The following is a 25,967-nucleotide window of genomic DNA, read 5'->3' on the forward strand; positions in this document are numbered from 1 at the left end:
AGGCTCCTACTGGTAAGCGAATATCAACGTGCCATGTGCTGGCGCGTACCGGCTCAGTCCGCATTCGAGGCGTTCGTTTCCCCACACGCGCAGTGGAGTGTCGGCGTCGTCTTCGGCCGTGAAGTCGCGGATGGTGTCGAGCGCGCTGGTCACCTGCCACGCGAGCCGCCAGACCTCATCCAGCAGCGGCGCCTCGCAATAGTCTTCGCACGTGTGCACCTCGAACTCCGTCACGGTGATTGCGTAACCCATGCGTGCCGCGAGCTGCACGAAGTACGCCGGCGTTCCACCGCCCTGCGCGGTGATGCGCTGCACGACCTGGTCGCGGCGCTCGGCGAAGCTCTGACCGGCACCCAGGCAGGTATCGGGCAGTCCGGTGACGCGCTCCCAGTCGGGCAGTAGTGCTGCCGTCGTGCGTGGGTCCGACTCCGTAAGCAGGATGCCGGCCTGTGCCTGCGCGGCGTCGAGCACGCGCGCTTCCGCGTCCAGCTCGGCCGCGAGGCGATCGCCGTCGAGGTCGTACGGCGCGGGCATCAGTAGGCGCAGCAGCTCGGCGTGATTCATGTGATGGTCACCGTGCCCAAGGTCGGGATCTGCACCGAAACGCTGTTCGCGAGGGTCGTCACGTTCGCGGCCGGAGCGGCGAGCGTGAAGTCGGTGACGCCGGCGGTGTCCGCAATCAACGCAGCAATGCGGGTGCGCACCACCGTGCCGCCGGGCGGCAAGGCGGCGAAGTATTCGGCCAGTGCCTGGTTGATCTGCGCGGTGGCGGTGATCAGTGTCGTGCCGGAGAGCACCAGCGCCGCGGTAACCGCAACAGGCACGGCGGCCGGTGCAATCACGATGCAATCCGCTGTAACCGGTCGCCGCGCGTCGATGTAGGCCTGTGCATCGGCCACCAGCGACGGGCTGGGCAAGCCGCCGACTGCCATGATGGCCACGTCGACAGACCCGATCCCCCGACGCAGAGGCAGCACCCAGGCGCCGGCGACGCCGGGCACTTCGAGTGCCCATGCCTGGTAGTCGTGTGCCGCGCCACCGTGCGGCGGGTTCTGGATGCGGCGCAGCAGGCGCGCGAGCAGTGCAGCGTCGAGCTCGATGTCGGCACCGCCGGTGAGGTCAGCAACCAGCAGTGCGTTGACCTGCACGCCGGCGGGCGGCGCGCTGATCGTGAGGGTGGCTGCGCCTGAGAGATTGCCGGCCGCGCCAGCCGCCACTGCTTCAATCGGCACATCGATCGTGCCTCCACCACCAATCGTGCCGCCTGCGGTGAGCAGGTAACGTGTGCCTGCGGCAGTCTGTACCTCAAGCCCGGCTGCGATCACGCTGCCCGCCAGCCCGGTGATTCGCAGCGTGCCGGTCGCGTTCGACGCCGGCAGGCGCTGCAGGCCGAACAGCGACGCCCAGCGCTCCAGGTATTCGGTGTCGGCCGTGTCCGGCAGAATCTGGCGTGCGATCCACGCCTGGTGCTGGTAGAGCCCGGTGATTGCGCTGGCCACCGCCGCGGCGCGCACGTACCAGTCAGAGTCGACCGAGACGTCCGCGTCGACGAGCTGCGCGCGAACATCGCGCAGCAGCGCGTCGCGCACGTCCTCGAAGCTGGGCAGTGCGATCGCCATCAGTGGAGCACCTGCGTGAAGGGGTAAGACCATTGGCGACCGGTGCTGTCGATCACCTCGACGTTCAGATCGAGGCGCCCGCCGTTGATCTGTGCTCGCGCCGATACCGACTGCGCCCGGCCGTCGCGCACCAGGTCAGCCAGCGCAGACTCGGCGTACTGCTCGGCCAGCACCGCGATGCGTGGCAGGGCCTTCTGCCGCTGCAGTTCGTGCAGGCGAGACCCCACCTCAGGCCGCGCCCACCAGCTACCGAGCGGCGTCATGATGCGCAGCCACACCGCGTTGCCGAGGTGGTTGATGCGGGTGCCGTCGTACTGGCCGGTAGAGGGTGTGATGCGCGGTTGCATGGGGCGGACGTTACGCGCGCGCGCGTGGCTGGCGCAGGGTGAAGGGCTTCATACGGTGCTGTCTGGCCCGGTCGTAATCGAACCGGTTTCCGTGTGCTTGTGACCGTTGTAGGCCGCGAGGAATGCATTCACGCTGTATGGCGCGCCGGCGGAGCGCACCTCGATGTCGTCGCTCACGCGCAGGATCGGCGCGGTGATCGTCACTTCGGTGTCGGCTGAAATTTCGAACTTGTCGCACTTCAACTCGACGATGCGGCCTGCCTTCAAGTGCACGCTGCAGTTGGGCTCGGTGAGGTGGTAGAGCGCCACTTCCCCTGGCGCGACCTGCACGCGATACGTGCCGTGCTCACTCGCGATGATCACCGACTGCGCCGTCTTGCCGCCGATCGGCAGCACGATGACCGGTGTGCCAGCCGGCAGGCCGCTCACCAGCCCGGCCTGCTGCATGATCTCGACGTCGACAAGCTGCTCGTCGGCGAGGCCTTCGGCACGGGCCAGCATCGGCCCGGCAGCGCGGTGGCGGTAACTGCCTACCACGCCGCGAAACGCTTGGCGCATGCCCGACAGGGCGCGGGAAATTTCGCGGCGCATGACATCCACCGGCGTCACTGGGCGGCCTCCGGCTGATTCGATATGTCGAGCACTGCGCCGGGCACCGCGTTGCGGCCGCGCCGATGGCGACGCTTGTGCGGGTGCGCGTTGACGATCCACACGCCGTCTTCCTTCAGCGTCAGTACGGTCTGCGTCGGCAGGCCTCGCCCGCCGGTCATCGTGCGCGCCATCAGAAAGTAGATTCCCTGAAGGCCATACAACGCGCTGCGCACTGCCACTCGCATGCCCGGCCGCCAGGGCTGGCTGTGCGCAGGCTGACCGGGCGCGTTGATGCGGTGACCCGGCACCGTGGCGCGCAGCTCCCAGCGCACCAGGCGTGAATCCAACGTGAGCTTTCGGGCGCGCTCTTGCGCGTGCGCAGTGGTGTCCGACTCATGGTCGACAACCACGCGGGGCCGATAGTGGCGCACGCTCGGATCGTTGAAGCCGGCGCGGATACCCGCACGCGCCTGGCGCAACTCGCCGCCGCCGTGGGTCTGCGCCAGCACGGTGACCTCGCTGTGCGACAGCGCCAGGCTGTCTTCGAGATCGAGTGACAGCACGTTGTTCGCGCGCCCATCAGGCTCATAAATTAATGTGGCCACCGGCGCAGCCGAATAGTCCGGGCCGCCGACCACCAGCGTGCCATCGGGCTCGAACCACGGCCACAATCCGTTCGCCACCGCCGCGTGCGAAAGCGCATCCCAGGCGGTGTCACCGGGCTCCACGCTGACCTTTTCGCGGCGCAGGGCGTTATCCGCATCGATGCGGATCTTCGTGATGCCTAGCGGCTTCACGATCTTGGCCACCACCTCCGGTAGCGTCAGGTTCTGCGCGGTGAAAATCGGTGCAGAGCAGTCGAGCAACTGGCCCGAGTTGTCGCGGCCGTCGATGGTCAGTTCAACGCCACCGCGCCGGCTCCGCAGATGCACGGAATCCACCCGGCCGACCGTCACCGGGTCATCGCCCACGCGTAGCTCTGCAGGCTCGCCCGAGCGCACTGCCTTGGGAATCGAGCCGGAAGGGTCGAGCGCCAGCGTCACCGACCAGGCGTCCGCCGGCGTCAGCAGATCGCTGTCGAGCTCGTAGCGGAGCCAGTCGGCGTGAGCATGGCCAGCGAGCAGCAGTGAGACGCGATCGTCAGTCATTCGAAGAGTTATCCAACTCGTGGCCGATCTCGTCTCGCCACTCGTCGGAGCGTTCAAACCAACCGCCCCACCACGCTTCCATGTCTACGCATGCATCTTCCGCATCGGCGGCCAGTCGTCGCTCGGCATCACATTCATTTTCGCCGCCACGAACGGCCTCCCAGGCCATATGTGCGGCCCGGCCGTCCCCGACCGCCATGAGTCGCGCTTTTGTCATCGGCTCACCTCTGCGTTAGGCCCCGCATGCCGCAGGGAAGAATCCCAGGCCTCCCAGCGGCAATAGCAGCGCGCGCAAACGGTCTTGTAGCCGCCCTCGCTTTCGCCTTCGGCCACAGGGCCGCAGTACCACGGCACCGCGTGCGAGTGGTAGCCCAGGGCTCCGCACATGTTGCAGTCCTCGGGGTCGCGCCACAGGTGGATGCGAAGCACGCTGTTGCCGTCCGCGTCCACCGCATCTATGCGCATGCCCGCGCTGGTGCAGCTCACGCGCGAGGCGGAGCCTGACACTGCGCTCGAAGTGAGAGCCAACGGCCGGTTAGATTCGCGCGCTTCGGGTTGCTTGGTCATGGCCGTTGTCTGCAGTTCACCCGAAATCATTGTGCATACGCACTCAGCCGCTCACCCGCCCGCACAAACACCCGCCCGGCCACATCCGGGTTGAGCTGCGCAAGCTCGGCCCACCGTGTGTGGTCGCCGTACCACCAGTGCGCGAGCAGCTGCAGGTTGCCGGTGGCCGGGGCAATGCGCTCGATGAGCGGTGGGCGGGTGATGATCACGGCTTCGGCCGCGGCCTGCACGTCGGCAGCAAGGTTGCGCAGCGCCTCGCCAACGGCGTGCGCGTCTTCGAGCGGCAGCGTGAGGCGGGCGCTTGCGATGGCCGCCTGCAGTGCTTCACGGGTCTGTGCGGCGACGGTGGCCAGATCGCCGGGCGTGAGGGTGGCTGCGTCCGACTCGAGTTCGAGCAGCGCGCCCGCCGCCTCGGCCAGCGCGATGGCACGCTCCCGTTCCACCAGGTCGAGCGCCACGAGCTGCGCCTGTGTTGTGGCGGCGATGTCGGTGCGCTGCGTCACCGGTACAGAGCTGCGCGCCACCACGGGCACGGCCAGCGCGCCTGATCGTGCGTCGGCCGGGAAGATGGCGCGGCGGATGAGCGACCAGCCTGATAGCGTGCCGCGCAGCCGATCAAGCGTGGCCGTGGGCGCGTTGGTCACGCCGGTGATCAAGGTTGTGATGTCGGTGGCCCAACTGGTCGGGAACGTGAGCGCATCAAGCCCGGCGGTGAGCACACCCTGCACCTGCCCGCGGATCTGACTGGTGATGGCATCGAGCTGGCCGATCAGCGCGACGCGATCGCGCAGCGCGGTGAGGCGCTGCTTGATCGCTTCCATGTTCTTGCCGAAGGCAGCGACGCCGCTCTCGCGCGCGGCCTGGCTGCGCGTGGCCACGACCTGCGCGGCTTGCCGCGAGGTCGCTTTCGCGAAGAAGACAACCGGTTCGCCACTCTCGATGAATCGGATCGAAACCTCGCACGCGTCGGGCGACTCGGCGTCGTGCGTCACCTCGCGGTCGGCGACCTGCGCACGCGCGATGACGCCGAATACCGGATGCACCAGCTCGCCCGGCCCGGCAGCATCGAGCGCCGACAGCAGCTGGGCCAGGCGCTCCTCGTAGTCTTCGCCGTAGATGACGGCCGTCAGGGCGATCTGCCGTGGGCTCGCGCCGTGGTCATCGAGTTGAGCACCATCGCGGTACGGGAACTCGTACTGCACCACCGCACGCTGCACGGCATCACGCGTGGTGCGCACTTCGAAGGCGACGCCGCGAAAGCTCGCATCCTGGAGCGAATTGGCCCAGCTCATTGGCGACGCGCCTCGCGGCTGTTCTTCTCATTGACCGCGGCGACGATGTTCCCGTCGACCACCGTCACTTCGACCTTCACAGGCTCCTTGGCCTGATTCAGAAAGTCGTACAGCAGCGAGCCGAGGCTCGTGTCTTCGCCGGCCATCTTCGACGCGCCCCAATTGATGCCCTCATTGATGAGCGTGCCCGCGCCATAACCGAGCAGCCCTGCGCCGGCCACGCCGCCCGCGGCCGTTGCGAATGTCGCCGCGCTGCCGCCCCACGCTGCCAGCGGCATACCGCCGGCGAGCGCGGCCAACGTGCGCAACCTGCCGGCGGTACCGGCCGCTGCGGCACCTGCACCCGCGGCCCGACCGAGGCCGCCCGCTTTCGTCAGCAAGCCAACGCCCGCCGCGACACCCGCGGCAGCGGCCAAGGCCGTCAGCGCCGTCGTGGTCGCAAGCACTGCAGCACTGAGGTTGGGAAACTGCTGGATCAGTGCGGCCGTCTGTTCGGCCATCGTGCCCAGCGACGGGTTGATGGTGTCGAGCGCGGTCTGCATGGCGTTCGCCTTCTCGGCAGCGAGCAGCTCGGCCTTGTAGCTGGGCGACTCGGCCATGAGCGCGAAGGCGGCGTCACCCGTGCCGCCGGCACTGCCAAGCTGCCCGCGGATGCCCTGCATGCTCTGGCGGTTGCCCAAGATGCCGACCAGCGCCATCAGGGCTTGCCGGTCCTGCACGATCTTGCCAATGGCGCTGCCTTGCAGCAGGTCGGCCATCGAGTTCATGGCGTTGCGCTGATCGTCACCGGTTGCGCTGCGCGCCTGGTCGCGTGCCTGAACGTATCGACCGTCGCGGCTGGCAATCTTATCCGTAAGGTTCACAAAGGCATCGAGCGGGTTGGTGCCGCGCGCGCGCGCAGCAGCCAGCGAGCCCGACAGGTCGATACCGAGCTTCTTCGCGTCATTCGACGTGTCCTGGCTGTTGATTTTCGCGAGGAGGTTCACCAAGTTGTTGCCGGCTTCGTCTCGCGTACCTGCCGTGACCACGGCCGCCTGGTTGGCCGCGAGCAGCGCGGCAAAGTCGCCGCTACCCTTCATGCCCAGCGTGCTCGCCGCGGCCATCTGCTGCGGCAGCCACTTGGCCATGTCGCGCAGCTCGAAGCCGCCGAGCTGGCCGGCACGCATGGCCATGTCGAGCGTGTCGCTCGTGCTGCCGAGGCCAAAGGTCTGGCGGGCACGGATGGCGATGTCCGCCAGAGCGCCGGTGTCGGCGCCCGAGGCGGTACCGAAGCGGTTGAGCGCCGGCAGCTCGGCCAGCGCGCCTGGTGCATTGAACTGACCGCTGGCCACCAGTCGATCGACGGTGGCGAGCGTGCCTTCACGCGTGCCGCCGCCGGCGCGAATCGCGGCCATCACGCCAGTGTTGATCTGCGCCATGCCGGAACGGCGAGCATCCAGGCTCTGGCCTGCGTACGCGGTATTGCTGACGTTGCGCAACTGTCGGTCGTAGTCGAAGCCCTGGCGGATCGGGTCTGCCAGCACTGCACGGCCAGCGGCGAGGCCGGCTGCACCTTGCCCCCAGGCGCCGACGAAACGGCCCACGCCGCGCGTGAGCTGCTCGATCTTTCCGGCGGCAGCGGCGGCTTCAACTGCGATGGAGCGAAACCAGCGCGGCACGCGCTCGTTGGGGCGCAGGTTGCCCAGGTTCCGAAACTGCTCCACCACGCGCGCCGCCTGCTGCGCGGCGCCCTTGCCTTCGCGGCTGGTGCCGGCGAGCGCGCGCTCAACCGTCTCCAGCGCGCGCTTGGCGTTGGCGCTGCCACCGTCGCGGTAGCGCAGCGTGAGATTGATGACCTGGTCTGTCATGGCTTGGGCGGTGCCTTCTGGTGCAGGCGCTTCTTCCAGTTACGTGAGCGCGTGGGCGCGGGCTCTGCAGCGGGCGTTGCGAAAGGCCCGGCCTTGCGGGTCAACAAGCCGATCCAGCTTTCGATGGTGGCCTGGTCGGCCGCGCGGATCTCGTCGAGCCGAAAGCCGCGCCCGACCAGCGCTACTTCGACGGCTCGGGTGTCGGCGAGGGCTCGCTCTCGCCGCGCTGCTTTTTTTTGATGACCTCGGACGCTGCCCGCAGCGACGACATGTCGTCCGGGTGGATGAGCTGCGCCAGGCGGCGCACCTCGGGCGGCTCGTTGCCGTCGACACGATCGACCTGCGCGAGGATCTGCGCGTCGTCGATCGCCATCTGGTACGCAATGCGGCCCGCGCCCGCCATGTCCTCGGGCATCTCGACCGCAGCCACGGCGACGTACACGTCCTGCAGCGTGGCCTGGCGCAGCACGACCGTCTTCGCCGTGGCGCTCCACGGCGCCAGGCCGTACTGCAGCGGCACTTCTTCGGTGATCAGATCCATGCTGGCCTACTCCCGCTTGTAGTCGAGGGCGAACATCGACAGCGAGCGCACCGCCTCGCCGTCGACCCGGTACGACGCACCCACCGATGTGCAGGCGCAGCCGTAGTAGCTCTCGCGCTGATCGTCGTGCCCCTCCGGATACAGCGTGATCTTCGCGTCTTCGATCGCCGCCCAGTCGGGCTCGCTGCCATCGATCGGGATCGCCACTTCGAGCGACAGCTCGTAGGTGGTGAGGCCGCGTGCGTGGCCGCTCACACGCTTCTTGCGGTTCATCGTCATCACCGGCTTGCGGCCGGTGTTCTGCGAGGCGTTGAGCGACACCACCTCGATCTCGCGGCCATCAACGGTCAGCACGATATGACCGGCAAACTTTTCTGCCATGTCGTTCCCCTTACAGGATCAGGTCGATCACAGCCGCGATGACATGCAGGCCATTGACGACATCGGTGGGCACCCGGACATTCACCCGGCCGACCTCGACGCTGTCGAGCTCGACGATCACGCCCGGAATGTTGGCCGCCACGTTCTCCACGATCTCGATGTCTTCCAGGCGCAGCAGCACGTCGATGACTTCGCTGCGGATATCGCGCAGCACGCGCGCCGTCGCCTTCTCGCGCGGGAATCGCGCAGTGATGCGCTGGCGCAGGCTGAAGCGCACGTAGTCGAGCGTTCGGATCGTGGTGATGTCGAGCCAGGCCGGGTCGGCGACCGCTTGGCCATTGACCGTGTAGGTCGACACGGCACGCACCACCGTCACCCGTTCGCCCGGGCTCACTTTGAGCGGCGTGACGCCGTTGTGCAGGCAGTTCTCGATTTCGGTGCGACCGGGGCGGCTGGCGATAGGCGGCACGTCCAGGCCGATCAGTTCCAGGCCGTTCAGCGGGCGCGCAGGATCTTCTTCGAAGGCCGCGATCGCAGCCAGCGCGGCGGCAGTCTCCCAGGGTAGCGAGGCGCTGCCGGGGAGCCATGCGAGGAGCACGCGCTCGTCGTTGATGCCAGCGGCCAGCGCCACTGCGGCGCCGTAGGTGGCATGCGTACCCACGATGCCGATCGCGCCGCGCTGCTCAAGTGCGTTGCCCACCAGTTCGAGGTGGTCGCGCAGCTTCGTGAGGTTGCCCGTGTCCGTCCAGGGCATCACCAGAATCTCGTCACCCGCCGACTGGATGGCGGTGAGCGTGGCCGCGATGTCCGGGTTCGTCGCGCCGCTGGCCATCGCCACCACGGTTGCCGTGACGCCGGTGACTCCGGTCAGCGTGGCCGATACCTTGATGTCGTTTCCGGTCGTGCCCTTGTTTTTCGCGGTGAGCGTGACGACGCCCGATACTGCCGCGGCCGTGACAGGCAGATCCGGCCGCGCGGTGATCGCTGCGACCAGGTCAGCAGCAACCGCGGCGAGCAAGTCACCCGACTCGACCAGCACATCGACCGACTGCGCACCGATCTTGACCGAGAGCGTGCCGGTGCTGGTCGCGGTGCCTGCGATGGTCACCGTGCCGGTCGCCGCCACGCCGGCGCCGTTGTCGTCGACGGCGATCGCGGTGAGATCAACGTAGGGGTTCGCCTTGAGCAGCGCCCGCACCATGAGGTGCAGATGCGAGCCGGCGCCGAAGTAAGTGGCGGCCTCGGCGTCGGTGAACACCTGCGTCGGCACGCCGGCCAGCCCTGTGCCTGAGCTGGTGCGCCCGCCGATCAGCCGCACGGTCTGCCGGTTATTCGGCAGGTTGCGCAGCGCCAGGCGCGCGTTGAATTCGATGTAGGTGCCGGGCGTGCGGATGCTGCCGGGAACTTGCGAGAAAGAGACGTTCGGGCTGGGCATCGGTTACCCCTTCGCTTTCGGGGGGGCCGACTTAACCGGCTTGACGTCGGCGTCGATCAGGTCGCCGGTGACGAGCAGGCGCTCGATGTGCGGCGTACGCGCGATCTCGACCGGCTCATCGCCGGCCGGGGGGTAGTGCTTGCGTGGGTTCGTTTCGCGCGGCACCAGGCGCTCGGGTGCGCAGGTGACGCGGACGGTGGTCTGGGACATGGGCGCCTCCGGGGCGATGTGACTCTGCAGAGCAGGAGCCCACATCGTCCGCGCGCGCGCGAAGGCAGAAGGGGGTGAATACCTTCAGTGGTAATCTCATGTTGGAAACTTCAAAGGAGCGCAAATGAGTAACTACACAATCGTTCAGATCATTCCGGCGGAAGGCTGGGATGCTGTATTCGAAGACGAGGGGAAGACGTTCTTCCGGCCCCTAGTGTGCTTTGCACTGACTACGACGGGTGACGACGAGAAGCCTGCAGACGAACAGGTCAAGCCGATGTATTACGCGGATACCGGCATCGACTTTTGCGAGAATACCGGGAACTTCATTGGCATCGGTCGGCGTGGCACAGGGATGGTCGAGTAGTAGCCTTCGGGCCATTGACCCGCATGACACCTACGCGGTCGGGTTGATCACTACATCCTGTGCGTCGTCCGCGCCATCGCCCGGCTGCAGCCTGTAGTTCAGTGCGATCTCTGTGATGTTCGGCGCGTCACCCGCCGCCACATCGGGTACCTCGAAGTCGTATCGAGTCGAAATCTCCAGCGCCAGCACTGAGAGGCCGTCGCGGCCAACGCGGGTGTTGTACAGCGTGGTGACCCGGCCCGGCTCGATGGCCTCGCACTCGGCGACCAGGCCGAAGCCGGTCACGAGCTGGCGCACGTCGTCGAGGATCTGGTAGCTGCCGGGTTCTCCGGTCACACCGATGCGGGCGAACCGCTCGCCGCGCGCACTTCGGGTGCCGACCATCACCGCGCCGCGCACCGTGGCACGTCGGGCCCGGCGACCCAGGCGCTCTACTGTCTCGCCACCGATGGTCACCCATACGGCAGGAAAGCTGCGGAAGTTCGTCCAGAAGGTGTCGTCGTCGAATTCTCCGCCGTAGCTATCGATGTGCGCCAGACGGTAACCGAGCGCGCCCGCCGTCTGCGCCGCTTTCACGCGCGCGATGATCGCGTCCTCGATGTCAGCGTAGATCAGCATCGCGGCGGCTCAGCGCCGGTTGGCGCGGCTGAACGGGTTGGCATTCACGGGCGAGACGATCTGCACGTCGCCATAGTGCGGCGAACCGCCGCCCGATTCGCCACCGCTGTTGCCCACGACGCCATCCGCCATGTCACGCAGCAGCCGTGTGTAGTACTCGTGCTTCGCGGTGATCGGGTCATTCTCGATCGCGCCGGCGCCGCTGAGGTGCCAGCGGGCGATGTGGATGCACGCTGCCTCCAAGAATGCGGGCTGAGCCGATGCGATCGCCGCAGCCCGATCACCAAGGATGGCGTCGATATCGGCGCTGGCCAGCGTAAGGGCGTAGTCGATTCTGCCCAGTACCGGCGTGCCGGTGGCTTCTGGGTCGGCGAGCGCTGCCGTCTCTTTTTCGCCGAGGGCGAGCGCGAACTGGGTGGGGGTGGCGTAGGGCATACTCAGACTGGACCTGAAGTTACACCCGAACCGAGCGTAACTGCCACGCGGTTGCGCGAAAGATCGACAACCTCTCCGCTGGGGCCAGCGCGCAGATGCAATTCCGCCTGCGGCAGCACGGAGCCGGAGAGGTGTGCCCAGATATCCTCTGGACTCACGGCCGGAGCGATGCAGACGTCCTGCATCGAGACGGGAGCGCCGTTGCTATTGCCACCGCATACATACAACGTCGTGCCAGCCGGGATACCAGCGTACGCGTTCGCGGCCGCGCGGATTGACCAGAACAGGCCGTCAATCCAGATCTCGATCGCATCCTGACCGTTGACTGCGCGGCGGCGCAGCGCGATATGCACCCACTCACCGGTCGGCACAAGCGGCCCGACGCCTGAGGTGTTGGCGCCACCGGACGTTCCTCTGAAGTCCACGTACTCCGGCGTCGTCACGGGGTCCGATCCAGCCAAGACCAGAAAGCCAGCAGTCGTCGAGTTGCGGAAATCGAGCAGTGGCTCGAACGCGTTAAGTGCAGCGTCTTTCCGCACCCAGAAGAGCACGGCTTGGGTCGCAGACTGCATCGCAGCGACCGAAGTCACGCGAGCAGTCGCACCAGCCGACCGAGCGCCGCTCATACCATACCGAGGCCGATGGCGACTCTTGAGTGCGCCAGTACCGGCTCCGACATCCGGGCCCTGACTGCGCATTCCCTGGTTCGCGGCTGCGAGCAACGCCTGGTACGTGTTGCCGAGCGACTGACCCGGCCGCACCTGCCAGATCGCCTGGTTCGATAGAGGCGAAGCGACATCCGCAGCGTTCCATAGAAGCGTCACATCAGCGTACTGCGCGCAAACATCGATAAGGCGACGGCGGCGTAGGCTGGCGGTCGCTGCATCAATCTCTGTCTGCACGCCAGTTTCCGTGATCCATAGACGCTTCCCGTACGCAGCCGCAATTGATCGCGCAGCGCTTAGCAAGGCCGCGACGCCCTCGAAACCGTTGTTCGTTGAGGCGCCTGCACCGAACGTCGCCGACGACAAGCCCGCGTGGCCAACAAACGACTGCCCGTACACCGATGTTGACCAGCTATAGAAGTGCAAGCCAAGCACATCGGCGCCGGCCGCCATAGTTGCGATAGCCTCGAACTCAGATCGATACGTAGGGCGTGCGGTTGTGTCGTTGTTCGTGACGACAGAAAAGTCGGTCGAGGCTACAGCGAGCGGGAATGCATCGCGCATCTCACTGATGAGAGCAGTCGTGACGGCACCAATTGACTCGGGTGTAGGGTTCGATGCGCCGGTTTTGTCATACACAACTTCATTAAAGAAGCTGTATGCGCCGAGGAACGGTCTGCCCGCGTAGCGTTTTGCAAACCACTGGGCGAGGCGCCGAACGAAACTGAATGACTGTGAGCCTACCGACATGCCCTGAATCGCGGTCTCGCCAAATAGGGCGCAGACCGCGGGGAAGTTCCACGCCATGCACACGTACAGCCGCACACCAGCGGCCTCCGCTGCTGCGAAGACCTCTTCGGTCCGCTGCAGAAAGGTCGGCCGGAAGTCGCTGTCGGAAATCTCTCCAGGCGGTATCGAAGTGAACACGAGTGAGGTCCACTCTGCGGTCGAGAAAGCCGGGTAAAGAACGCGCGCCTGGTTTGCGCCGCAGTCCTTGATGTACTGCAGCACGCCCGCGTAGTTATAGGGGTAGTTCGTCAGGTGCCTATACAGCAGCTCGTACGCATTCCAGCCGAGCGGCGCGAACTGCTGCGCCGCGAGCTTCGACCCGAGCATGTAGCGGTCGTCGAAAATCGGCGCACCAGCTCGCACAAGCTGACGAGCCTGGCGGACGGACATTGCGGGCGGGAGACGCCCGAACCGATCTAGCCCACTCACGATTGCACCTTGAATCCGCCGCCGGCGATAGAGAGCACTGCGCCTGCGCCGGCCGCGTGGATCTCGATCTCGTACATCGCGGTGACGTTGAGGCCGAATTTCGCAGATGCGCCTGCAGTAAGCGAAGCGGGCGATGCAGCGGCCGGCGAAAACAGCAGGGCTGACTCGCTGGTCCAGCTCGCTGGCGTGATGTCGCGCATCGGCGCGCTCGGTGCAGACCGGCCGTACAGCCTCAGATCCGTCAGCGCGGACGCGCCGGTGTTCTCCACATCGAACTGGACAACATCCAGGTCGGAGACGTTGAAGCGTCGCACCAGGTCGAGCGCTACGCCGATGCCCTTTTTGCTGGCGCCATCAAAGTCATTGATGTACTTCACTGATCACCTCGTTTCTGACACGGACAGTTATTCGCCGACCCCGACGACCGACAGCAGCGGCTCGCCCTGCAACGCCGTGAGCTGCTCGTCGGTCAGTTCGTCACCCGGCACGGCGGTCGGTACCGGCGGCCAAAAGCGGCCGGCGCGCCAGATGCCACGTGCGCGCTTGCATTCGACGACCCAGCGCGAGACGCGCGTTTCGGGCGTGCCCTGGATCTCGCTGGCGGGATCTGCAGTGACGACGCCACCGGCGCCTTCGATCACATCCAGGCTCGTGACGGGGTGACCGGACAGCACGCCGTCGAGCTGCACAGCGGCGGCCGCAGTTGCGGCCGCCGCTTCGGCGTCTGCGTCGCTGGACGCCGGCGGCGCGCTTTCGGTACCGGCCTCGGTCGAGGTGGATGCAGGCGGATCAGTCGAAACGCCTGCAGCCTGGTCGCCAGTGGGAGCGCCTTGCTTTTCGGTGGCGGCTGCATCCGCGCCAGGCGCTTTCTTGGCAGCGGGCTTGGGTACGGTTTTCTTTGCTGCGGGGGTCTTGGCCATGCTCTGATCTCCTGTCTGCCGCCCTCCCGCCGGGTACCTCTTGCCCGGCGGGTGTGCGTACTGGCTCTCGCGGGTTGTATGGGGTGGATCAGGCCAGCCAGGGCACGACCAGTACGTCGACCGCGTCGCGGTTGATGTTGGTGGCGCCGTTCGCGTTGCGCTCTGCCTTGACCACGGTCAGGGCGGGCTCGCGGTTGCTCGGGCCGCACACCAGCAGGCGCGGCATCACGCCGAGCGGCTCCCCGGCTTCGTCCTTGAAGGCGCCCATGGCTGCGTAAGCTGCGTTGAAGTTCGCGGCGTCGAGCGTTGCCTTCGAGCCAAAAGCCATCTGCCAGAAGCCGAAGCCGACGTTGCAGCGACCATCGGTGCCGTACCGGTACTCGGCGCGGGTGAACACACCTTCGTCTTCGGGCTTGGTCATCGGCACGAAGCTGAACGGGCGGCGCTCTTGATAGATCAGGGGCTTGAGGCTGTGCGCGGTGTCGAGCAGAAACCACGGGTTGCCTGCGCCAGCCTGGACGTTGCTGACCACGCCCTGACCCACCGGATGGTCGGTGTCGAAGAAGTACTGGCCGTCGTAGCACAGGGTGGCGAAGCCGTCTTTCAGCAATCCGAAAACGAGCTTGTCCGGGAACTGGCGTACTCGCTGCCCCATGTCCTGCATCATCGGCGTGTAGATGCCGTACTGATCGTCGTCGATCTTGTCGCGCTTGACACCGACGGTCAGCTCGAAGGTCTTGTTCTTGATCGTGTAGCCGGATTCGGAAAGACCACGTACGACGCGGTCGCCGATCCACTCGCGGATGGCCGGCATATCGCCCAACCAGGCGTAGTCCTCCTGGCTGGTCGAGCTCGGCACGCGCGTGGCGATTTGATCCCACTGCGGCGTGACGCCGTCGAAGCCCTTCTGGAACGCAGCCTTGAAGCCGGTATAGAGGTTGCGCAGCACGCCGGGGTCGATCGTGATGCCAAGCAGACCCAGACCTGCGAGCGGGCCGAGGCCACCAAAGGCGAGCGCTTCCGCGGAGGCCTCCGGCACCGGCATGTGAATGAGCGCGGCGACGATGGTCAGCACGATGACGGCCACCCACAGGGCGGGCTGATGGATGAGGCGCGAGAGTTTCATGGGGTGTTGCTCCTGGTGATCGATGGGGGGGCCGTGCAGTGGGCGGCGGTCAGATTTCGACCCAGACGCCGTCGGCGTTCACGTCGCGGATCTTTCCGGCGACGCTGCGGGTGCTGCCGCCGTTGGTCAGCGCGACTGTCTGGTCATCGACGATGAAGCAGTCGCCGCCGACGTCCTTCAGCGCGATGAGGTCACCCGACGCGCTGTTGGCAAACGGGAAGCAGCCGCGGCGAACCTTGACCGTCATTGCACTGGCGGCGCCGGCACTGTTGTCGGCCGTTTCTTCGGCGACGCCCACGCACTTGAGCGTGGTCGCGACCGCGCCCTTGACTGCGAGGCTGGAGGCGTTGATGCAGACCAGCGCGCCGCGGAAGATCTTCGTGGCGGCAGCCATGGGGAACTCGAAACGGTCCGCGTCGCGGGCCGGGGTGAGGCGGTCTTCAGTGAGGGCGGCCATGTGGTAACTCCGTTCAGTTGATCGGGATGACGCGGCGCGGGCTTACGCCTTGGCCTTCGCGAACTCTTCGGGGCTGAGGCCCATCGCGGTGCAGACCGCGAGCTCCTGTGCGTCGAGCGCGGCGGGCGCGCCGCCCTTCGGCTTCTCGCCGCCGGTCTGCGTCTGGCCGGGCACCACGACAGGGGCGGCTGCGCCGACGTAGGCGCGCAGTGCGGCGATGTCTTTCTTGCCGAGATCGCGTGCCCAGGGCTCAAGGGCGGGCGGGATCTTGCCGGCGGCCATCGCGTCCTTCACCAGGGTGTCGACTTCGCCGCCGGTGATCTGGGCGGTCAGCGCAGCGAGCTGCGTCTGCAGTTCGGTCACGGCGGTGACCGGCACGTACTTGGCGGGGTCGGCACCGGCGGCGGTGAGCGCGGCTACCTTGCTTTCGAGGCCGGTCTTGTCGGCGGCGAGCGCGGTCAGGCTGGCCGCCTGCTCGTCGTGTTTGGCCTTGAGCGCGGTGACCGCAGTCAGCGCCGTAGCCTCGGTGGTTTCGGCCGGCAGACCGAGAGCGGTCAGCAGCGATTTCAGCAGATCCATATCAGGTGACTCCGTGGTGGCGATGAGCGCAGTGAGGGCGGCAGACAACTCCGGCAGCGCGCCCAGGCCGGGGTTGTTGGTGAGAGCGATCGGGAACAGCCGGTTCGGCGTGCCGTCCGGGTCGTAGGTGAAAACGGGGGAGAGGTAGCGGTACTCGCCAGCGGCGATCATCTGGGCCGCACGCGCCGTCCAACGCACGTCGGTGGCCCACAGACCCGAGCCTTCGCGCCATTCGAGCTTCGAGTACCAGCCTGCCGCTGGCGCGGGCACGCCAGCGGTCTGCGCGACCAGCGTCTGATGTTCGTAGTCGATGACGAGATCGACACCGCGGGCGCCGACCTGGGCAATCAGGCGCGCCGCGGCAGCAGCGTCCATGCGCCAGCCGGCCGGAACGTCATCAGGGCGGCCACTGCCGTCGGTCGCGCGGAAGCGCCCGGCCGGGAAGATCATGACCTCGGTGACAAGGCGGCCGTCGGCAGCAAGCGTGACGCTCAGGGCGGCGAACCGGACAGGTGCAGAGGGGGCTTTGCGAGACATGCCGCCATCGTCGCGGGGCGACACAGGCGGTCAGGGGGTGAAGGTGTTCAGATGGTAAAACAGGTGGCAGCAGGGCCGGCGCGCGAAACCCTAACCGGGCGAGGGTCGTTTCGGCAACAACCCTTCGCTGAAAAACCGGCGTTAAGTCCCCGTTACCTCGGCGCGGGTGCCCCGATCTCTACCGCAGACGCCCGATGTTAGCCCAGCACCCACACAAACGCCTTGGAGGGCTTAAAAACGGCCTCACTTTCGATTTCCGCATGGCGTCGCGGGTTTGCGGCCGGTTCGTCACGGTTCGGTGATCGAGCGTAGCCAGGCCTGCACGTCGCTCTCGATGGCCCTCGCGGCCGCAGGCTGCAGGCGACCATCCTTGTCCGCCGGCAGGAACGGGCGCGCAGGGATCGTGATGCCGTAGGCGCCAACGGTATAGCGCCGACTCACCGCACGCCTGTGCGAGTCTTTGGCGAACACGGCCAGCTTGCTGTTGGTGGACTGGCGCAGCAGCTTGCCTTTCGCATCGGTACGCAGGCGAACGCTCGACGAATACGGCGCCCGGTTGATAGTGCCGCCGAACTGGTGAATCGCCGCGTACGCAACATTGCTGCCGATGCTCGCGAAGTCGCGGCCGTAGCGGCTGGCGACGCTGCCCGCGAGACGGCCGGTGTCCTGCAGAATCTTCGCACCGGCGCCGCGCTTCTTCAGTGTGCGGGGCGACAGGCCCAGCCAGGCCGGGCGACCCTGCGCTGCGAAGCTCTTCTCGGTCTCGCTCTCCAGCGTGCCCGCAATGGCACGCATGAGCGGGCGCGGGCTGCGCGTGTTCTCTGCCACGTTGCGCAGGCCGGCCAGGGCATCGGCCGCTTGTATCTCGACTTCAAACACGTTTATCCTCCGGGCATCCGTGGCGACCGCTGGGAATCAGACGGCGAGCCAGCGACTTAGACCCCGCCCTGGCAGCGGGACGGTGATGGTGGACAGCCGGCCACCCGCTACGGACTCCCCCGCTCACTCTTCATCTCCCATCGGCACGAAGCGGCTGCGATCGCGCAGGCGCGCGGCCGGCACCCGCAGTGCATTGACCACTGCATCGATGCGCCCGACCTTCTTTTCGCGATAGCCCGCAGTGACAGGCAGCATCACCGCCCGATCGCCTGACAGCCAGCGCACCAGCACCACGTTGCGATGCAGCGTGTCCCAATACACCGCGTCCGGCGCGGCGACGATGCCGGGCAGCATGGCGTAGTCGTCCGCCTCCAGCCGGCTGCCGCCCGCTTCGTGCCGCGCGCTGTCGGCGTGCAGCAGCTGCTTCTCGGTCATCACCGCCACGCGGGTGGGCTGTGCGCCGCCCATGCGGCGGGCGAAGCCGGCGACCTGGTCATCGACGAACCCGAGCACTTGGCCGACGTGGCCAGCGCGGCGCACAGGCTCGCCGCGCGTGCTGACAACCTGTTGCACGAAGTCGCGCCAGGCGCCCGCGCGCGCTGGGCTCGCGTTGAGCGCCTGCCAGGTCTGCATGCGGATCTCGGGCGACTGGATGGCCTGCACAGTGCGCGCGAGTGCGACGTCGCGGCCCCAGCTGCCGGCGGGTGCGTGGTCGAAGCCAGGGTCGGGTGCGAAGAGGGTTTTCGTGAGCGGGTCGCGGTAGCCGGTGACGGCCAGCTTGCCGCGGCGCGGGCCGAGATCCAGCTCCACCGTTTCCATCTGCCCTTCGCCGCGCGACAGCGCCAGACCTTCCTCGGTCAGTTCGTCATCGGTCAGGGCGCGCACCCTGCACCGGCAGTTGTAACCGTTCGACGGGTACAGCGCCGACCAGGCCGGATCGTCCCAGCGAAACACGCGGCCATTCAGGCTGCGGTGGCGCGGCCGGGTGCGGTTGTCCAGCACCGCCACATACATCCAGTTCGGCCGGCGATCGCTGTTCTCGACCATCGCCTTGTACCGGCCAGCCATGTACGCCGCCTGGGTGTTGGTACGGAACACCGTCTCAAGGTGCCGCGGCCGCAGGCCACGGCCGGGAAGTATCTCGCCGGTGGCCGGGTCGGTGACGTTGCGGCCCAGCCAGCCCTTGGTTGCGAGCTGCGGCCGCAGCGTCTTGAGCCAGTCCTGGTAGGTGATGCCCTCGGCCACCGCTCGGTCGATCGACGCGCGGATGTCCTGCAGCACGTCGGCCCGGGTGACGGCCGCGACGCTGAAAGCGCCAGCACGCGCCGCCTGCGCCGTTTCTTGCCAGTTTGCACCAATTCGCAAACCGCGCGAGCGGAAGTACTCGACGGCCCGCTCCGGGGCGAAGTTCATGCCAAGTGATAAATTAACGGAGGGCATCGTCGACTCGTTATTTGTATTTTGGAGGTTGCAATGGCAGTTGAATCAGGATTCAAGCTTGGCATCGCTAACATCCCCGGTTTTCCGGAGCTTCCATTTGTTGTGATGGAGATTAATGTGACTTCCGATCTGATCACCTCACAATGGTCTATGGGGCTGCCTGGGAAACCATCAAGGCTGGAGCGAGATACCTTCACGAGCGATGCGGGCACACCGAATACGGACAACTCCGAACTGATGTACGAATGGCTCTTCTTCCAGATGAAGAGCTTCCTGAATTCGGCTCTGGGGCTGCCGTTTGCAGAACAACAGTTTCGTTCCTCACAGATCACCTACCTTGCTCAAGTTCATCAATGCGGCCAGTTCGATGAAGCCTTACGCGACTTGGCGACCCATTGCATCAGCGAAGAGCTGCGGGATCGACTGTTTGCAGCTGGCATCCTTCCACAAACGGCTTAGGGTTTTCTAAACGCTATGGTCGCCCTTCGAGTTGTGTGCCCACGTACCACGAGCGGCCCGATAAGATGCAGTCGGTGTCGTCAATTCGCTGCGCCTTTGCTTGCAGCGACTTCCGCAGCGTGAAGGGCATCTGGTTCAGCGCCTGCCAGTGCGACTGCTGCTTGCAGCCGTCGCACTTCGGCTCACCATTGCCGAGGCAGTAGTGGGTAATTCCGTTCTCGCTCATTGCGGCCCTTTCTAGTTGCCGGCAGCTCCGCCCAACGCTTCTTCCAGCCACGGCAGCAACCGCCCCAGCCCCCCCGTCATCAGCGCGAAGTCGCTGTCGAAGCGCTCGGCCTCATCGTTCGCACCGTCTTCCCGCTCGGTCAGCACATCGAGCGGCGCTACGCGCTTGATGGCGAGGGTTTCAGTCAGCACGAACGAGATGCGGTCCATCCAGGTGAGCGCCAGCCGTGTGCATTGCTTGCCCGCCTCGATGTGGCGGCGCACGTCGTCAGCTTCGAGCGCATGGCGCACATAGCGCACGGTGGCCTTCGACTGGGTGCTGGCGCGCAGTTCGGTGTCCTGGTCGATGGTGAAGCTGTTCGGCGCTTCGTCGGCCGCCAGCCAGGCGGTCATTGCTGACACAGGCGACAGCACGGTCTGCCACGGCCGCGCGCCCAGCTGCTCGACGCACTCATTCAGCAGCCGCACGGCTTCGTCGCCCTTGGTGCTGGTGCTGGCGTCGACCACGATGCGGCCGGCGTCTGGGTCGATCCAGATCCGCGTATCGCGCTGTACCGGGAAAGCGCGGGGCAGCAGCTCGTTGGTGACCGCATCTTTCAACTCGCGCATTTCGCGCCGGCCGGGCCGGTAGCCGCGCTCTTCCTCGATCTGTTCGGCCCGTGCGCGGGCGGCCTGATTGATCACCGACGCAGGCAGCAGCTTCTTTTCAGCGCGCAGCGCCAGCAGGAACTGCGCGCCAACTTCATGCACCAGGTTGCCGTTGTCGCGCGGCGAGATCCAGCCGAGGCGCTGCAGCTCGATGCTGCTGCCCGGCTGGAATGCCTTGGCTGCCAGCTTCTCGATGAGCTGGGCGGCGCTCAGGGCGAGCGGCGCAGCCAGGGTGTAGATCTGCAGGTTCCGGAACCACATCAGCTTTCTTCCTTGACCACGATGTAACGAGTGCTGGTCAGATACACATCGTCACCCGTCATCGCGCACGGTGAATCAAGCCGTATTTCCTTCGCCAGCGTGTCCGGCTCCCCCTCTGGATACCCCTTGTCCCAGATCTGAACGATCACCTTGTAGTTGGAGGTGTCGGCATTCTCGATTCGCACTTTCTTCGTCATCACTGTCTCCGCGACATCAAGGGCTGCCGCAAGGCCCGAAATTCAAGCGTTCGCCTCGCCCCATATCTGTGCCGCGAACATCACCCGTGTCAGCCGCTCTTCCAGCGCCCGGTCGCTCATCTGCGGGTACAGCTCACCCAGCCGGGTGAGCGCCTCCTCGAAGCCGCCTGCGCCTTCCAGCGCTTCGAACACCGGGGCGAGCAGCTGCTGCATGTCCGCATCGAGCACGCCGGCCGGTATCGCATCCAGGGCGGCATCGAGCGCTGTCTGGTCGGGGAAGGGGTCGCCCTCGGGCAGCTCGCCGCGCAGGGCGGCGGGCTTGCCAGGCTTCGCTTCGGGTTTCGATGGTTTCGATTCAGGCGGCTGCGCCGGTGCGGCCGTGGCCAGCACCGGCTCGTCACCCTCAGGCTGCGGCACCTTGAGGCGCGCATGCGCCCAGCTCGCGGGGATATTCATGCCGATGGCCACGAGCTTGGGCAGTGCTTCTGACAGCAGCTCAATGTCTTCCGGCTGCTCGACGTCGAATACCAGGCGCGGGCAACGGCGCAGGCCGTCGATGCCGCCGAGGTTGAGCGCGATGAGCGGGTAGATCAGGTCGCGGGTGAGCGTAGCGGCGATCTGATCGGTGTCGCTCACCAGGATGTCGTCGCGCACGTCTTCGTGGATCTTGCCGAGCGCATTCGTGCTGGTCTTGCCGTCGGCCTGACTGGTGAGCGTGCCGCCGAGGATGGCCTTGCTCTGCGCCTTGTCGGCCCAGCTCACCATCTGCAGGTGCAGCGGCTGGCCGCTGCCGCCGCCCGTCAGTTCCTTGATCTCCAGCTCCATGTCGCTCGGCATGATGGCGCGCGCGTCGTGGCCCAGCGCGGTCACCGCGCGCAGCAGGCTGCTCTTGTCTTCGCTGGACGAGCCCGGGTAGTACTTGCCGACGATGAAGGGCAGGCCGTAGATCTCCAGCATCTCCGCGAAGTCGCCGATGCCATAGGCCTTGTACAGGTAGGGCCACGCGAGCACGCGGTGCAGGCCCAGGCGGCCGATGTAACCCGTCTTGGCGCGCTTGCGGGTGTGCAGTATCCAGCCGAAGGGCTGCAGCACGGCACCGTCTGCGCTGTTGTCGCGCAGGCGAAGTTCACGGCGTGCCTGGTCGAGCTGGAACCACGTCTGCGGCCGGGCATACCACTGCGGCAGCCATTCGCGGCCTTCGACGCGCCATTCGAGCTCGATCGGCGCGAAGCCGTGGCCCACGGCCTCCATCATGGCGAGCAGCAGATCCTGCATGCCGTCGAGGTCGCGAAGTACTTCTTCCACCCACTCGGCCGCTGCCTTCTCGGCGGCGGTGGCGTTGCGCGGTGGCACGATGTCCCACTCGACCTTCTGGATGGCCATGCAGCGCTTGCCCATCTCGGCCGCGAGGTGGGCGTCACGTTCCATCATGTCTTCGAACAACTCATGCTGGCGCAGCAGGTTGCCCTGGTCGGCCTCGCGCAGGATGCTCGCCAGCCGCGCCGGCGACAGGCCGGCCGATACGCCGTGCTCGATCCATTCGTGGCTGAGCGTGCCGATGCTCGATGTCTGCGGCTCTCGCAGAACCTTGGTTTCAATGGGTTGGCCCCACTGGTCGAGGATCTTGGATTGGGCCATTACATCCTCCGGGATTGTTGTTGGTCGGCGTAGTCGTCATCGCGACTGCTGCCGGTCTTGTGGCGCGGCACGGACTTGAAGCCTTGGCCGCCACCGCGCAGGGTGAGTGCGGCTTTCCACAGCATTTCGAGGGCGTCGGGGCCGTCGTCGTGGTCGGCTTTCGGGAAGTGGCGCAGTTGATCGATAAGGGTCGATTGCGACGGGTGCAGCCGGATGAGGCCGTTGGCCATGTGAGGCTGCAGCGCTTCGATGCGCAGGATCTTGTCGTCGCCGGGCACGGTGGGGCGCGCCGGTACCGGGATGCCGCGCTGCGCCGAACGTTTCACCAGCTCGGTACGTAGAAACTCCTGGAACTGAACCGCCTCAACGACCCATAGCAGGCAGCGGTACTCCGACTGCAGGCTGATCACGTCTTCGATGATGCGGTCGGGCAGGCGCTTGCGGATGGCGGCTTCGATTACATCGAGGATGCCGGTCTCGCGGTTCATACCGCCCACCAGCAGGGCGCTGGGGTCGCGGCTCTTGCCGTGTTTGCCCAGCGACGGGTCGCAGGCGCCGTAGAACACCCACTGCGACAGGCGATTGACCCAGAAAGTGATGACCTTGGCGAAGGGGGCGTCGTCGTCGCTGAGCGGATCGTTCTGCAGTTCGGAATCGAACGAGGCGTGGCCGTCGCGGGCGCGGATCTTCATGAGCTCAAGAAGCGGCCGGCCGGCTGGCCAGCTCACCACGGCACCCGCTTCCATCGCGGCCTTGTGCTCGTCGTAGAAGGCGTCGGAAGTCTCGATGCTGGCGTTCAGCCGCAGCTCCTCCCACTTGTCCCAGAGGTCCATGCGGTCAGGCCAGCTGATCAGCGCCTTGAACTTGCGGGCGCGCCACAGCTTGTTCGCCAGCAGTCGGGCGAGCACCGAGTCGTAGTGCAGGATGGTGCCGATGATGATGGCGTCGAACTTCTCGCCGGCGCCACCCAGCTTGAGCACGGCCTTGGTGATCCACGTCTGGCCCTTGTCGCGCTGCTCTGGCGTCTTGACGTTTTCGTCGTTCTCAAGATCGTCGCCGACGAAAAGGTCGGGCCGGTGCGGCCCGTGACGACGACCGCGAATGCGCTTGCCGCTGCCCACCGCTTCGATCTTGCGCTCGTTCTTGGTGAGGATGACGCCCGCCTGCCAGACGCGGCCCTGCCCGGTTGCTTCCGGGAAGTCCATGCCCAGGCGCGGGTTGCTTTCCAGTTCGGCCTTGATCGCTTCGAGCATGATCGCCGCCTGATCGAAGGCGTCCATGCCGATGATGGGGTACCACTTGCGCTCGGTGATCACGCACCAGATCGTGAAAAGCTGCGTCGTGATGGTCGATTTGGCCTCGCCGCGCGGCGCGGCGATCGCGTCGGTCTCTGAGCGTGGCGAATCGGCGATCTCGGGCAGCCGCCGGTACAGGTAGTCATGCAGGGCGCTGTTGGCCTTGGTGACGTAGTGCGGAAAGTAGGTGCGGCAGAAGAACTCGAAGTCGTTCCACGCGCGCTCACGCCGAACGATGCGCTGGGATGGATCCGGGTCGAAGCCGGAGACCGCCGCCTCGATCTGCTGGCGGAAGCCGGCCGACAGTTCGGCCAGCTCATCCAGGAAGGCACGGCGCGACTTGAGCTTGGCCATCAGCCGTAGGCCTTGGCCAGCTCGTCGCCGAAGGGCTCCAGTACGGCCAGCAGTGCGTTGGCGTGCTGCGGGTGGCGGGCGCGCGTGAATTCAGCCAGGCGCTTGATGACGTCCATGCCCACGGCCAGCTTGTCGGTCTCGGGCAGCATCCGCTTCGATGCTGCGATGAGCTTGTTGTACGCGTCAGCCAGGCTGGCCAGCATCTGCACCTTCTCGGCCGGGGCGATGTCGGTGTTGATCTGGATGCTCTCGACCGTGGCCTGCACCTGCTGCACCACGACGGCCAGCGTCTGGCGCACCACTTCTTCGATGCCGCCGCCTGCCAGCAGCTGCGCGCTGCGCGCGCGGTCCCAGTCGTCGCCGGCTGTCTTGGCTTCACGCTTCCAGCGGCGGGCGGTGGCTTCGGGTACGCCTTCTTTCACGGCGGCGATTTCGAGGCCGAGCTGGTCGAAGACGTAGCTGGCGCGAACCTTGCGGCGGGTGTCGTCACCGTGGGCCATCATCGCCCTCGCGGAACTCGTGACGCACGATCACCGTGCGATTCCCGCTGCGCGAGCGGATCGCATCAGCGATGCTGCGCAGTCCGTAGTAGATCGCGCAGGCGATGAGGCCGACGCCGATTGGGTCGCTCATCAGAGCTGACCCGGCTCTGGCCGCTTCACGCCGGGTTGCGCGACGCGGCCCATCACCACATCGTTGCCGCGGTCGGTCAGCGTCACCACTTCGTCGGCCTGCTCGACCAGCCCCTGCTCAACCAGCCAGGCGATGTCGGTGCGCGCCAAGTCGAGGCTCACGGCGTAGCCCAGTGCTTCGACGCCCTGGCGCACAGCGCGCACGGGCAGACGGAAGGCGGGTGCGACCAGCAGCACGGCCAGCATGGCGCGGCGGCGGTCTTGTTCGACGATACGTGCAGCGGCACTCATTGCAATCGGGCTCCGGTGATCTTGTCGAGAATGACGCGCAGCAGCTCGCTTTGCGATTTGAGCTCCCCTTCCATGCGCGACGAACTCTGCGCGACGCGATTTATCTTTTCGTGGATATCGGCTAGATCGGTATGCGTGGGCGCGGCGCGCACCTGGCCTTCAAGCGTGGCGAGCCGCGAATCGTGTGTATCGAGGCGCACGTCGATGCCTTTCTCGAGTTCGCTGATGCGCTCGTTGGTGACGCGATGACGGTTGCTCGACCACACGTAGATGCCGACCAGCACCGTCACTGCGAAATTCATCACCGCAAGCCAGAACTTGGCCGCGTCGTAATCAACCATGCTCACCTCTGCGGGTCTTGACGGGAATCTGCAAGCCGGTGTGCCACTCCTGCTCAACGCCGTGACGCTCGACCAGTGCCGTATGCACACCCTTTTCGGCCAACTGGCGCAGCAGCTCGCGAAAGCTCGCGCGATCGACTTCGCCGTGCGCCGCGTAGATGCGCGCACGGCCATCGCCGAGCATGAAAACGGAGAACACGACGTCGTAAGGACGGCGCGCCTCGTAACCGCCCGGTTCGGCGTAGCCGCGCCCGACGAAGGTGACCGGTTCGAGATGGATGTGCATCGGCAGTGTTCTCGTGTCATTGGGGTTACCCGACCCCGCCGCGCGTTGCACCGGGAAAGGTTCCGGGAGGACCGCGCTCGTCTCACCACGTATCGGGCTGCCGGCGTTACAAGGCCACTGG

General features: G+C 66.3%; 35 protein-coding genes. 2 read left to right on the forward strand and 33 right to left on the reverse strand.

What is annotated here, in order from left to right; all coding sequences use genetic code 11:
* Window positions 1-6: 6 nt before the first annotated feature.
* The 13 genes from NMQ14_RS12865 to NMQ14_RS12925 form a co-directional block, all read right to left on the reverse strand.
* Entirely contained in the window at window positions 7-564 is a 558-nt protein-coding gene (locus NMQ14_RS12865; RefSeq protein ID WP_257096748.1) for a YmfQ family protein, read from the reverse strand.
* On the reverse strand, window positions 561-1,619 hold the full coding sequence (locus NMQ14_RS12870) for a baseplate J/gp47 family protein (protein ID WP_257096751.1): 1,059 nt from the start codon (window positions 1,617-1,619) through the stop codon (window positions 561-563). The genes NMQ14_RS12865 and NMQ14_RS12870 overlap by 4 nt, the downstream gene beginning before the upstream one ends.
* Complete coding sequence (locus NMQ14_RS12875; RefSeq protein ID WP_257096753.1) at window positions 1,619-1,966, reverse strand: phage GP46 family protein; 348 nt, start codon at window positions 1,964-1,966, stop codon at window positions 1,619-1,621. The genes NMQ14_RS12870 and NMQ14_RS12875 overlap by 1 nt, the downstream gene beginning before the upstream one ends.
* Before the next feature lie 48 nt (window positions 1,967-2,014).
* On the reverse strand, window positions 2,015-2,557 hold the full coding sequence (locus tag NMQ14_RS12880; RefSeq protein ID WP_257096755.1) for a phage baseplate assembly protein: 543 nt from the start codon (window positions 2,555-2,557) through the stop codon (window positions 2,015-2,017).
* Between the two features lie 14 nt (window positions 2,558-2,571).
* Window positions 2,572-3,705 (reverse strand): phage baseplate assembly protein, encoded by a 1,134-nt coding sequence (locus NMQ14_RS12885; RefSeq protein ID WP_257096757.1) that lies wholly within the window; start codon window positions 3,703-3,705, stop codon window positions 2,572-2,574.
* On the reverse strand, window positions 3,698-3,922 hold the full coding sequence (locus tag NMQ14_RS12890) for a hypothetical protein (protein WP_257096759.1): 225 nt from the start codon (window positions 3,920-3,922) through the stop codon (window positions 3,698-3,700). Before NMQ14_RS12890 ends, NMQ14_RS12885 begins: the two co-directional genes overlap by 8 nt.
* Complete coding sequence (locus NMQ14_RS12895) at window positions 3,919-4,272, reverse strand: hypothetical protein (RefSeq protein ID WP_257096761.1); 354 nt, start codon at window positions 4,270-4,272, stop codon at window positions 3,919-3,921. The genes NMQ14_RS12890 and NMQ14_RS12895 overlap by 4 nt, the downstream gene beginning before the upstream one ends.
* Before the next feature lie 26 nt (window positions 4,273-4,298).
* The gene (locus NMQ14_RS12900; RefSeq protein WP_257096763.1) at window positions 4,299-5,564 is read right to left on the reverse strand and encodes a DNA circularization protein; all 1,266 of its coding nucleotides are present in this window, start codon (window positions 5,562-5,564) and stop codon (window positions 4,299-4,301) included.
* Window positions 5,561-7,411: a phage tail tape measure protein gene (locus tag NMQ14_RS12905; protein WP_257096765.1), complete on the reverse strand. Its 1,851-nt coding sequence runs from the start codon at window positions 7,409-7,411 to the stop codon at window positions 5,561-5,563. Before NMQ14_RS12905 ends, NMQ14_RS12900 begins: the two co-directional genes overlap by 4 nt.
* A 181-nt stretch (window positions 7,412-7,592) precedes the next feature.
* A complete protein-coding gene (locus NMQ14_RS12910) occupies window positions 7,593-7,952 on the reverse strand; it encodes a hypothetical protein (protein ID WP_257096767.1) in 360 nt (119 codons plus the stop codon).
* 6 nt (window positions 7,953-7,958) lie between these two features.
* On the reverse strand, window positions 7,959-8,333 hold the full coding sequence (locus NMQ14_RS12915) for a phage tail protein (protein ID WP_257096769.1): 375 nt from the start codon (window positions 8,331-8,333) through the stop codon (window positions 7,959-7,961).
* 10 nt (window positions 8,334-8,343) lie between these two features.
* Window positions 8,344-9,768 carry a phage tail sheath C-terminal domain-containing protein gene (locus NMQ14_RS12920; RefSeq protein WP_257096771.1) on the reverse strand — a complete coding sequence of 475 codons (1,425 nt, stop codon included), beginning with the start codon at window positions 9,766-9,768 and terminating at the stop codon, window positions 8,344-8,346.
* Between the two features lie 3 nt (window positions 9,769-9,771).
* On the reverse strand, window positions 9,772-9,978 hold the full coding sequence (locus NMQ14_RS12925; protein WP_257096772.1) for a hypothetical protein: 207 nt from the start codon (window positions 9,976-9,978) through the stop codon (window positions 9,772-9,774).
* A gap of 124 nt (window positions 9,979-10,102) precedes the next feature.
* On the opposite strand from NMQ14_RS12925, the gene NMQ14_RS12930 reads away from it, so the two are divergent.
* Entirely contained in the window at window positions 10,103-10,345 is a 243-nt protein-coding gene (locus NMQ14_RS12930; RefSeq protein ID WP_257096774.1) for a hypothetical protein, read from the forward strand.
* Window positions 10,346-10,375: 30 nt separating this feature from the next.
* On the opposite strand, the gene NMQ14_RS12935 is transcribed toward NMQ14_RS12930, so the two are convergent.
* The 10 genes from NMQ14_RS12935 to NMQ14_RS12980 form a co-directional block, all read right to left on the reverse strand.
* Window positions 10,376-10,963: a DUF1834 family protein gene (locus NMQ14_RS12935; RefSeq protein ID WP_257096777.1), complete on the reverse strand. Its 588-nt coding sequence runs from the start codon at window positions 10,961-10,963 to the stop codon at window positions 10,376-10,378.
* A 9-nt stretch (window positions 10,964-10,972) separates the two neighbouring features.
* Entirely contained in the window at window positions 10,973-11,398 is a 426-nt protein-coding gene (locus tag NMQ14_RS12940) for a DUF1320 domain-containing protein (protein WP_257096779.1), read from the reverse strand.
* 2 nt (window positions 11,399-11,400) lie between these two features.
* On the reverse strand, window positions 11,401-13,242 hold the full coding sequence (locus tag NMQ14_RS12945) for a hypothetical protein (RefSeq protein ID WP_257096781.1): 1,842 nt from the start codon (window positions 13,240-13,242) through the stop codon (window positions 11,401-11,403).
* 35 nt (window positions 13,243-13,277) lie between these two features.
* Window positions 13,278-13,658, reverse strand: a complete 381-nt coding sequence (locus NMQ14_RS12950) for a hypothetical protein (protein ID WP_257096783.1) — start codon at window positions 13,656-13,658, stop codon at window positions 13,278-13,280.
* Window positions 13,659-13,685: 27 nt separating this feature from the next.
* Window positions 13,686-14,201 carry a hypothetical protein gene (locus tag NMQ14_RS12955; protein ID WP_257096785.1) on the reverse strand — a complete coding sequence of 172 codons (516 nt, stop codon included), beginning with the start codon at window positions 14,199-14,201 and terminating at the stop codon, window positions 13,686-13,688.
* A gap of 88 nt (window positions 14,202-14,289) precedes the next feature.
* Window positions 14,290-15,327, reverse strand: a complete 1,038-nt coding sequence (locus tag NMQ14_RS12960) for a Mu-like prophage major head subunit gpT family protein (protein ID WP_257096787.1) — start codon at window positions 15,325-15,327, stop codon at window positions 14,290-14,292.
* A 49-nt stretch (window positions 15,328-15,376) separates the two neighbouring features.
* A complete protein-coding gene (locus NMQ14_RS12965) occupies window positions 15,377-15,784 on the reverse strand; it encodes a hypothetical protein (RefSeq protein ID WP_257096789.1) in 408 nt (135 codons plus the stop codon).
* 42 nt (window positions 15,785-15,826) lie between these two features.
* Window positions 15,827-16,900, reverse strand: a complete 1,074-nt coding sequence (locus tag NMQ14_RS12970) for a phage protease (protein WP_257096791.1) — start codon at window positions 16,898-16,900, stop codon at window positions 15,827-15,829.
* Window positions 16,901-17,188: 288 nt separating this feature from the next.
* Window positions 17,189-17,779 (reverse strand): phage virion morphogenesis protein, encoded by a 591-nt coding sequence (locus NMQ14_RS12975; RefSeq protein ID WP_257096793.1) that lies wholly within the window; start codon window positions 17,777-17,779, stop codon window positions 17,189-17,191.
* A gap of 123 nt (window positions 17,780-17,902) precedes the next feature.
* Entirely contained in the window at window positions 17,903-19,192 is a 1,290-nt protein-coding gene (locus NMQ14_RS12980; protein WP_257096795.1) for a phage minor head protein, read from the reverse strand.
* Between the two features lie 60 nt (window positions 19,193-19,252).
* Between NMQ14_RS12980 and NMQ14_RS12985 the strand changes: the two genes are divergently transcribed.
* A complete protein-coding gene (locus tag NMQ14_RS12985) occupies window positions 19,253-19,678 on the forward strand; it encodes a hypothetical protein (protein ID WP_257096797.1) in 426 nt (141 codons plus the stop codon).
* Window positions 19,679-19,691: 13 nt separating this feature from the next.
* Here NMQ14_RS12985 and NMQ14_RS12990 read toward each other — a convergent pair whose 3' ends face one another.
* The 10 genes from NMQ14_RS12990 to NMQ14_RS13035 are packed head-to-tail and all read right to left on the reverse strand — an operon-like array spanning window position 19,692 to window position 25,846.
* Window positions 19,692-19,904, reverse strand: a complete 213-nt coding sequence (locus NMQ14_RS12990; protein ID WP_257096799.1) for a hypothetical protein — start codon at window positions 19,902-19,904, stop codon at window positions 19,692-19,694.
* Window positions 19,905-19,915: 11 nt separating this feature from the next.
* A complete protein-coding gene (locus NMQ14_RS12995; RefSeq protein ID WP_257096801.1) occupies window positions 19,916-20,812 on the reverse strand; it encodes a recombination-associated protein RdgC in 897 nt (298 codons plus the stop codon).
* Window positions 20,812-21,009 carry a hypothetical protein gene (locus tag NMQ14_RS13000; protein WP_257096803.1) on the reverse strand — a complete coding sequence of 66 codons (198 nt, stop codon included), beginning with the start codon at window positions 21,007-21,009 and terminating at the stop codon, window positions 20,812-20,814. Before NMQ14_RS13000 ends, NMQ14_RS12995 begins: the two co-directional genes overlap by 1 nt.
* A gap of 42 nt (window positions 21,010-21,051) precedes the next feature.
* Window positions 21,052-22,647: a DUF935 domain-containing protein gene (locus NMQ14_RS13005; protein WP_257096806.1), complete on the reverse strand. Its 1,596-nt coding sequence runs from the start codon at window positions 22,645-22,647 to the stop codon at window positions 21,052-21,054.
* Window positions 22,647-24,296 carry a phage terminase large subunit gene (terL, locus tag NMQ14_RS13010; RefSeq protein ID WP_257096808.1) on the reverse strand — a complete coding sequence of 550 codons (1,650 nt, stop codon included), beginning with the start codon at window positions 24,294-24,296 and terminating at the stop codon, window positions 22,647-22,649. Before terL ends, NMQ14_RS13005 begins: the two co-directional genes overlap by 1 nt.
* Window positions 24,296-24,799: a DUF1804 family protein gene (locus NMQ14_RS13015; protein ID WP_257096809.1), complete on the reverse strand. Its 504-nt coding sequence runs from the start codon at window positions 24,797-24,799 to the stop codon at window positions 24,296-24,298. The genes terL and NMQ14_RS13015 overlap by 1 nt, the downstream gene beginning before the upstream one ends.
* On the reverse strand, window positions 24,783-24,929 hold the full coding sequence (locus NMQ14_RS13020) for a hypothetical protein (protein ID WP_257096810.1): 147 nt from the start codon (window positions 24,927-24,929) through the stop codon (window positions 24,783-24,785). The genes NMQ14_RS13015 and NMQ14_RS13020 overlap by 17 nt, the downstream gene beginning before the upstream one ends.
* Complete coding sequence (locus tag NMQ14_RS13025; RefSeq protein ID WP_257096811.1) at window positions 24,929-25,219, reverse strand: hypothetical protein; 291 nt, start codon at window positions 25,217-25,219, stop codon at window positions 24,929-24,931. Before NMQ14_RS13025 ends, NMQ14_RS13020 begins: the two co-directional genes overlap by 1 nt.
* Complete coding sequence (locus NMQ14_RS13030) at window positions 25,216-25,560, reverse strand: hypothetical protein (RefSeq protein ID WP_257096812.1); 345 nt, start codon at window positions 25,558-25,560, stop codon at window positions 25,216-25,218. Before NMQ14_RS13030 ends, NMQ14_RS13025 begins: the two co-directional genes overlap by 4 nt.
* The gene (locus NMQ14_RS13035; protein WP_257096813.1) at window positions 25,553-25,846 is read right to left on the reverse strand and encodes a hypothetical protein; all 294 of its coding nucleotides are present in this window, start codon (window positions 25,844-25,846) and stop codon (window positions 25,553-25,555) included. The genes NMQ14_RS13030 and NMQ14_RS13035 overlap by 8 nt, the downstream gene beginning before the upstream one ends.
* Window positions 25,847-25,967: the final 121 nt, after the last annotated feature.

Source organism: Methyloversatilis sp. XJ19-13 (assembly GCF_024580155.1).
In the GTDB taxonomy this organism is placed as follows: Bacteria; Pseudomonadota; Gammaproteobacteria; order Burkholderiales; family Rhodocyclaceae; genus Methyloversatilis.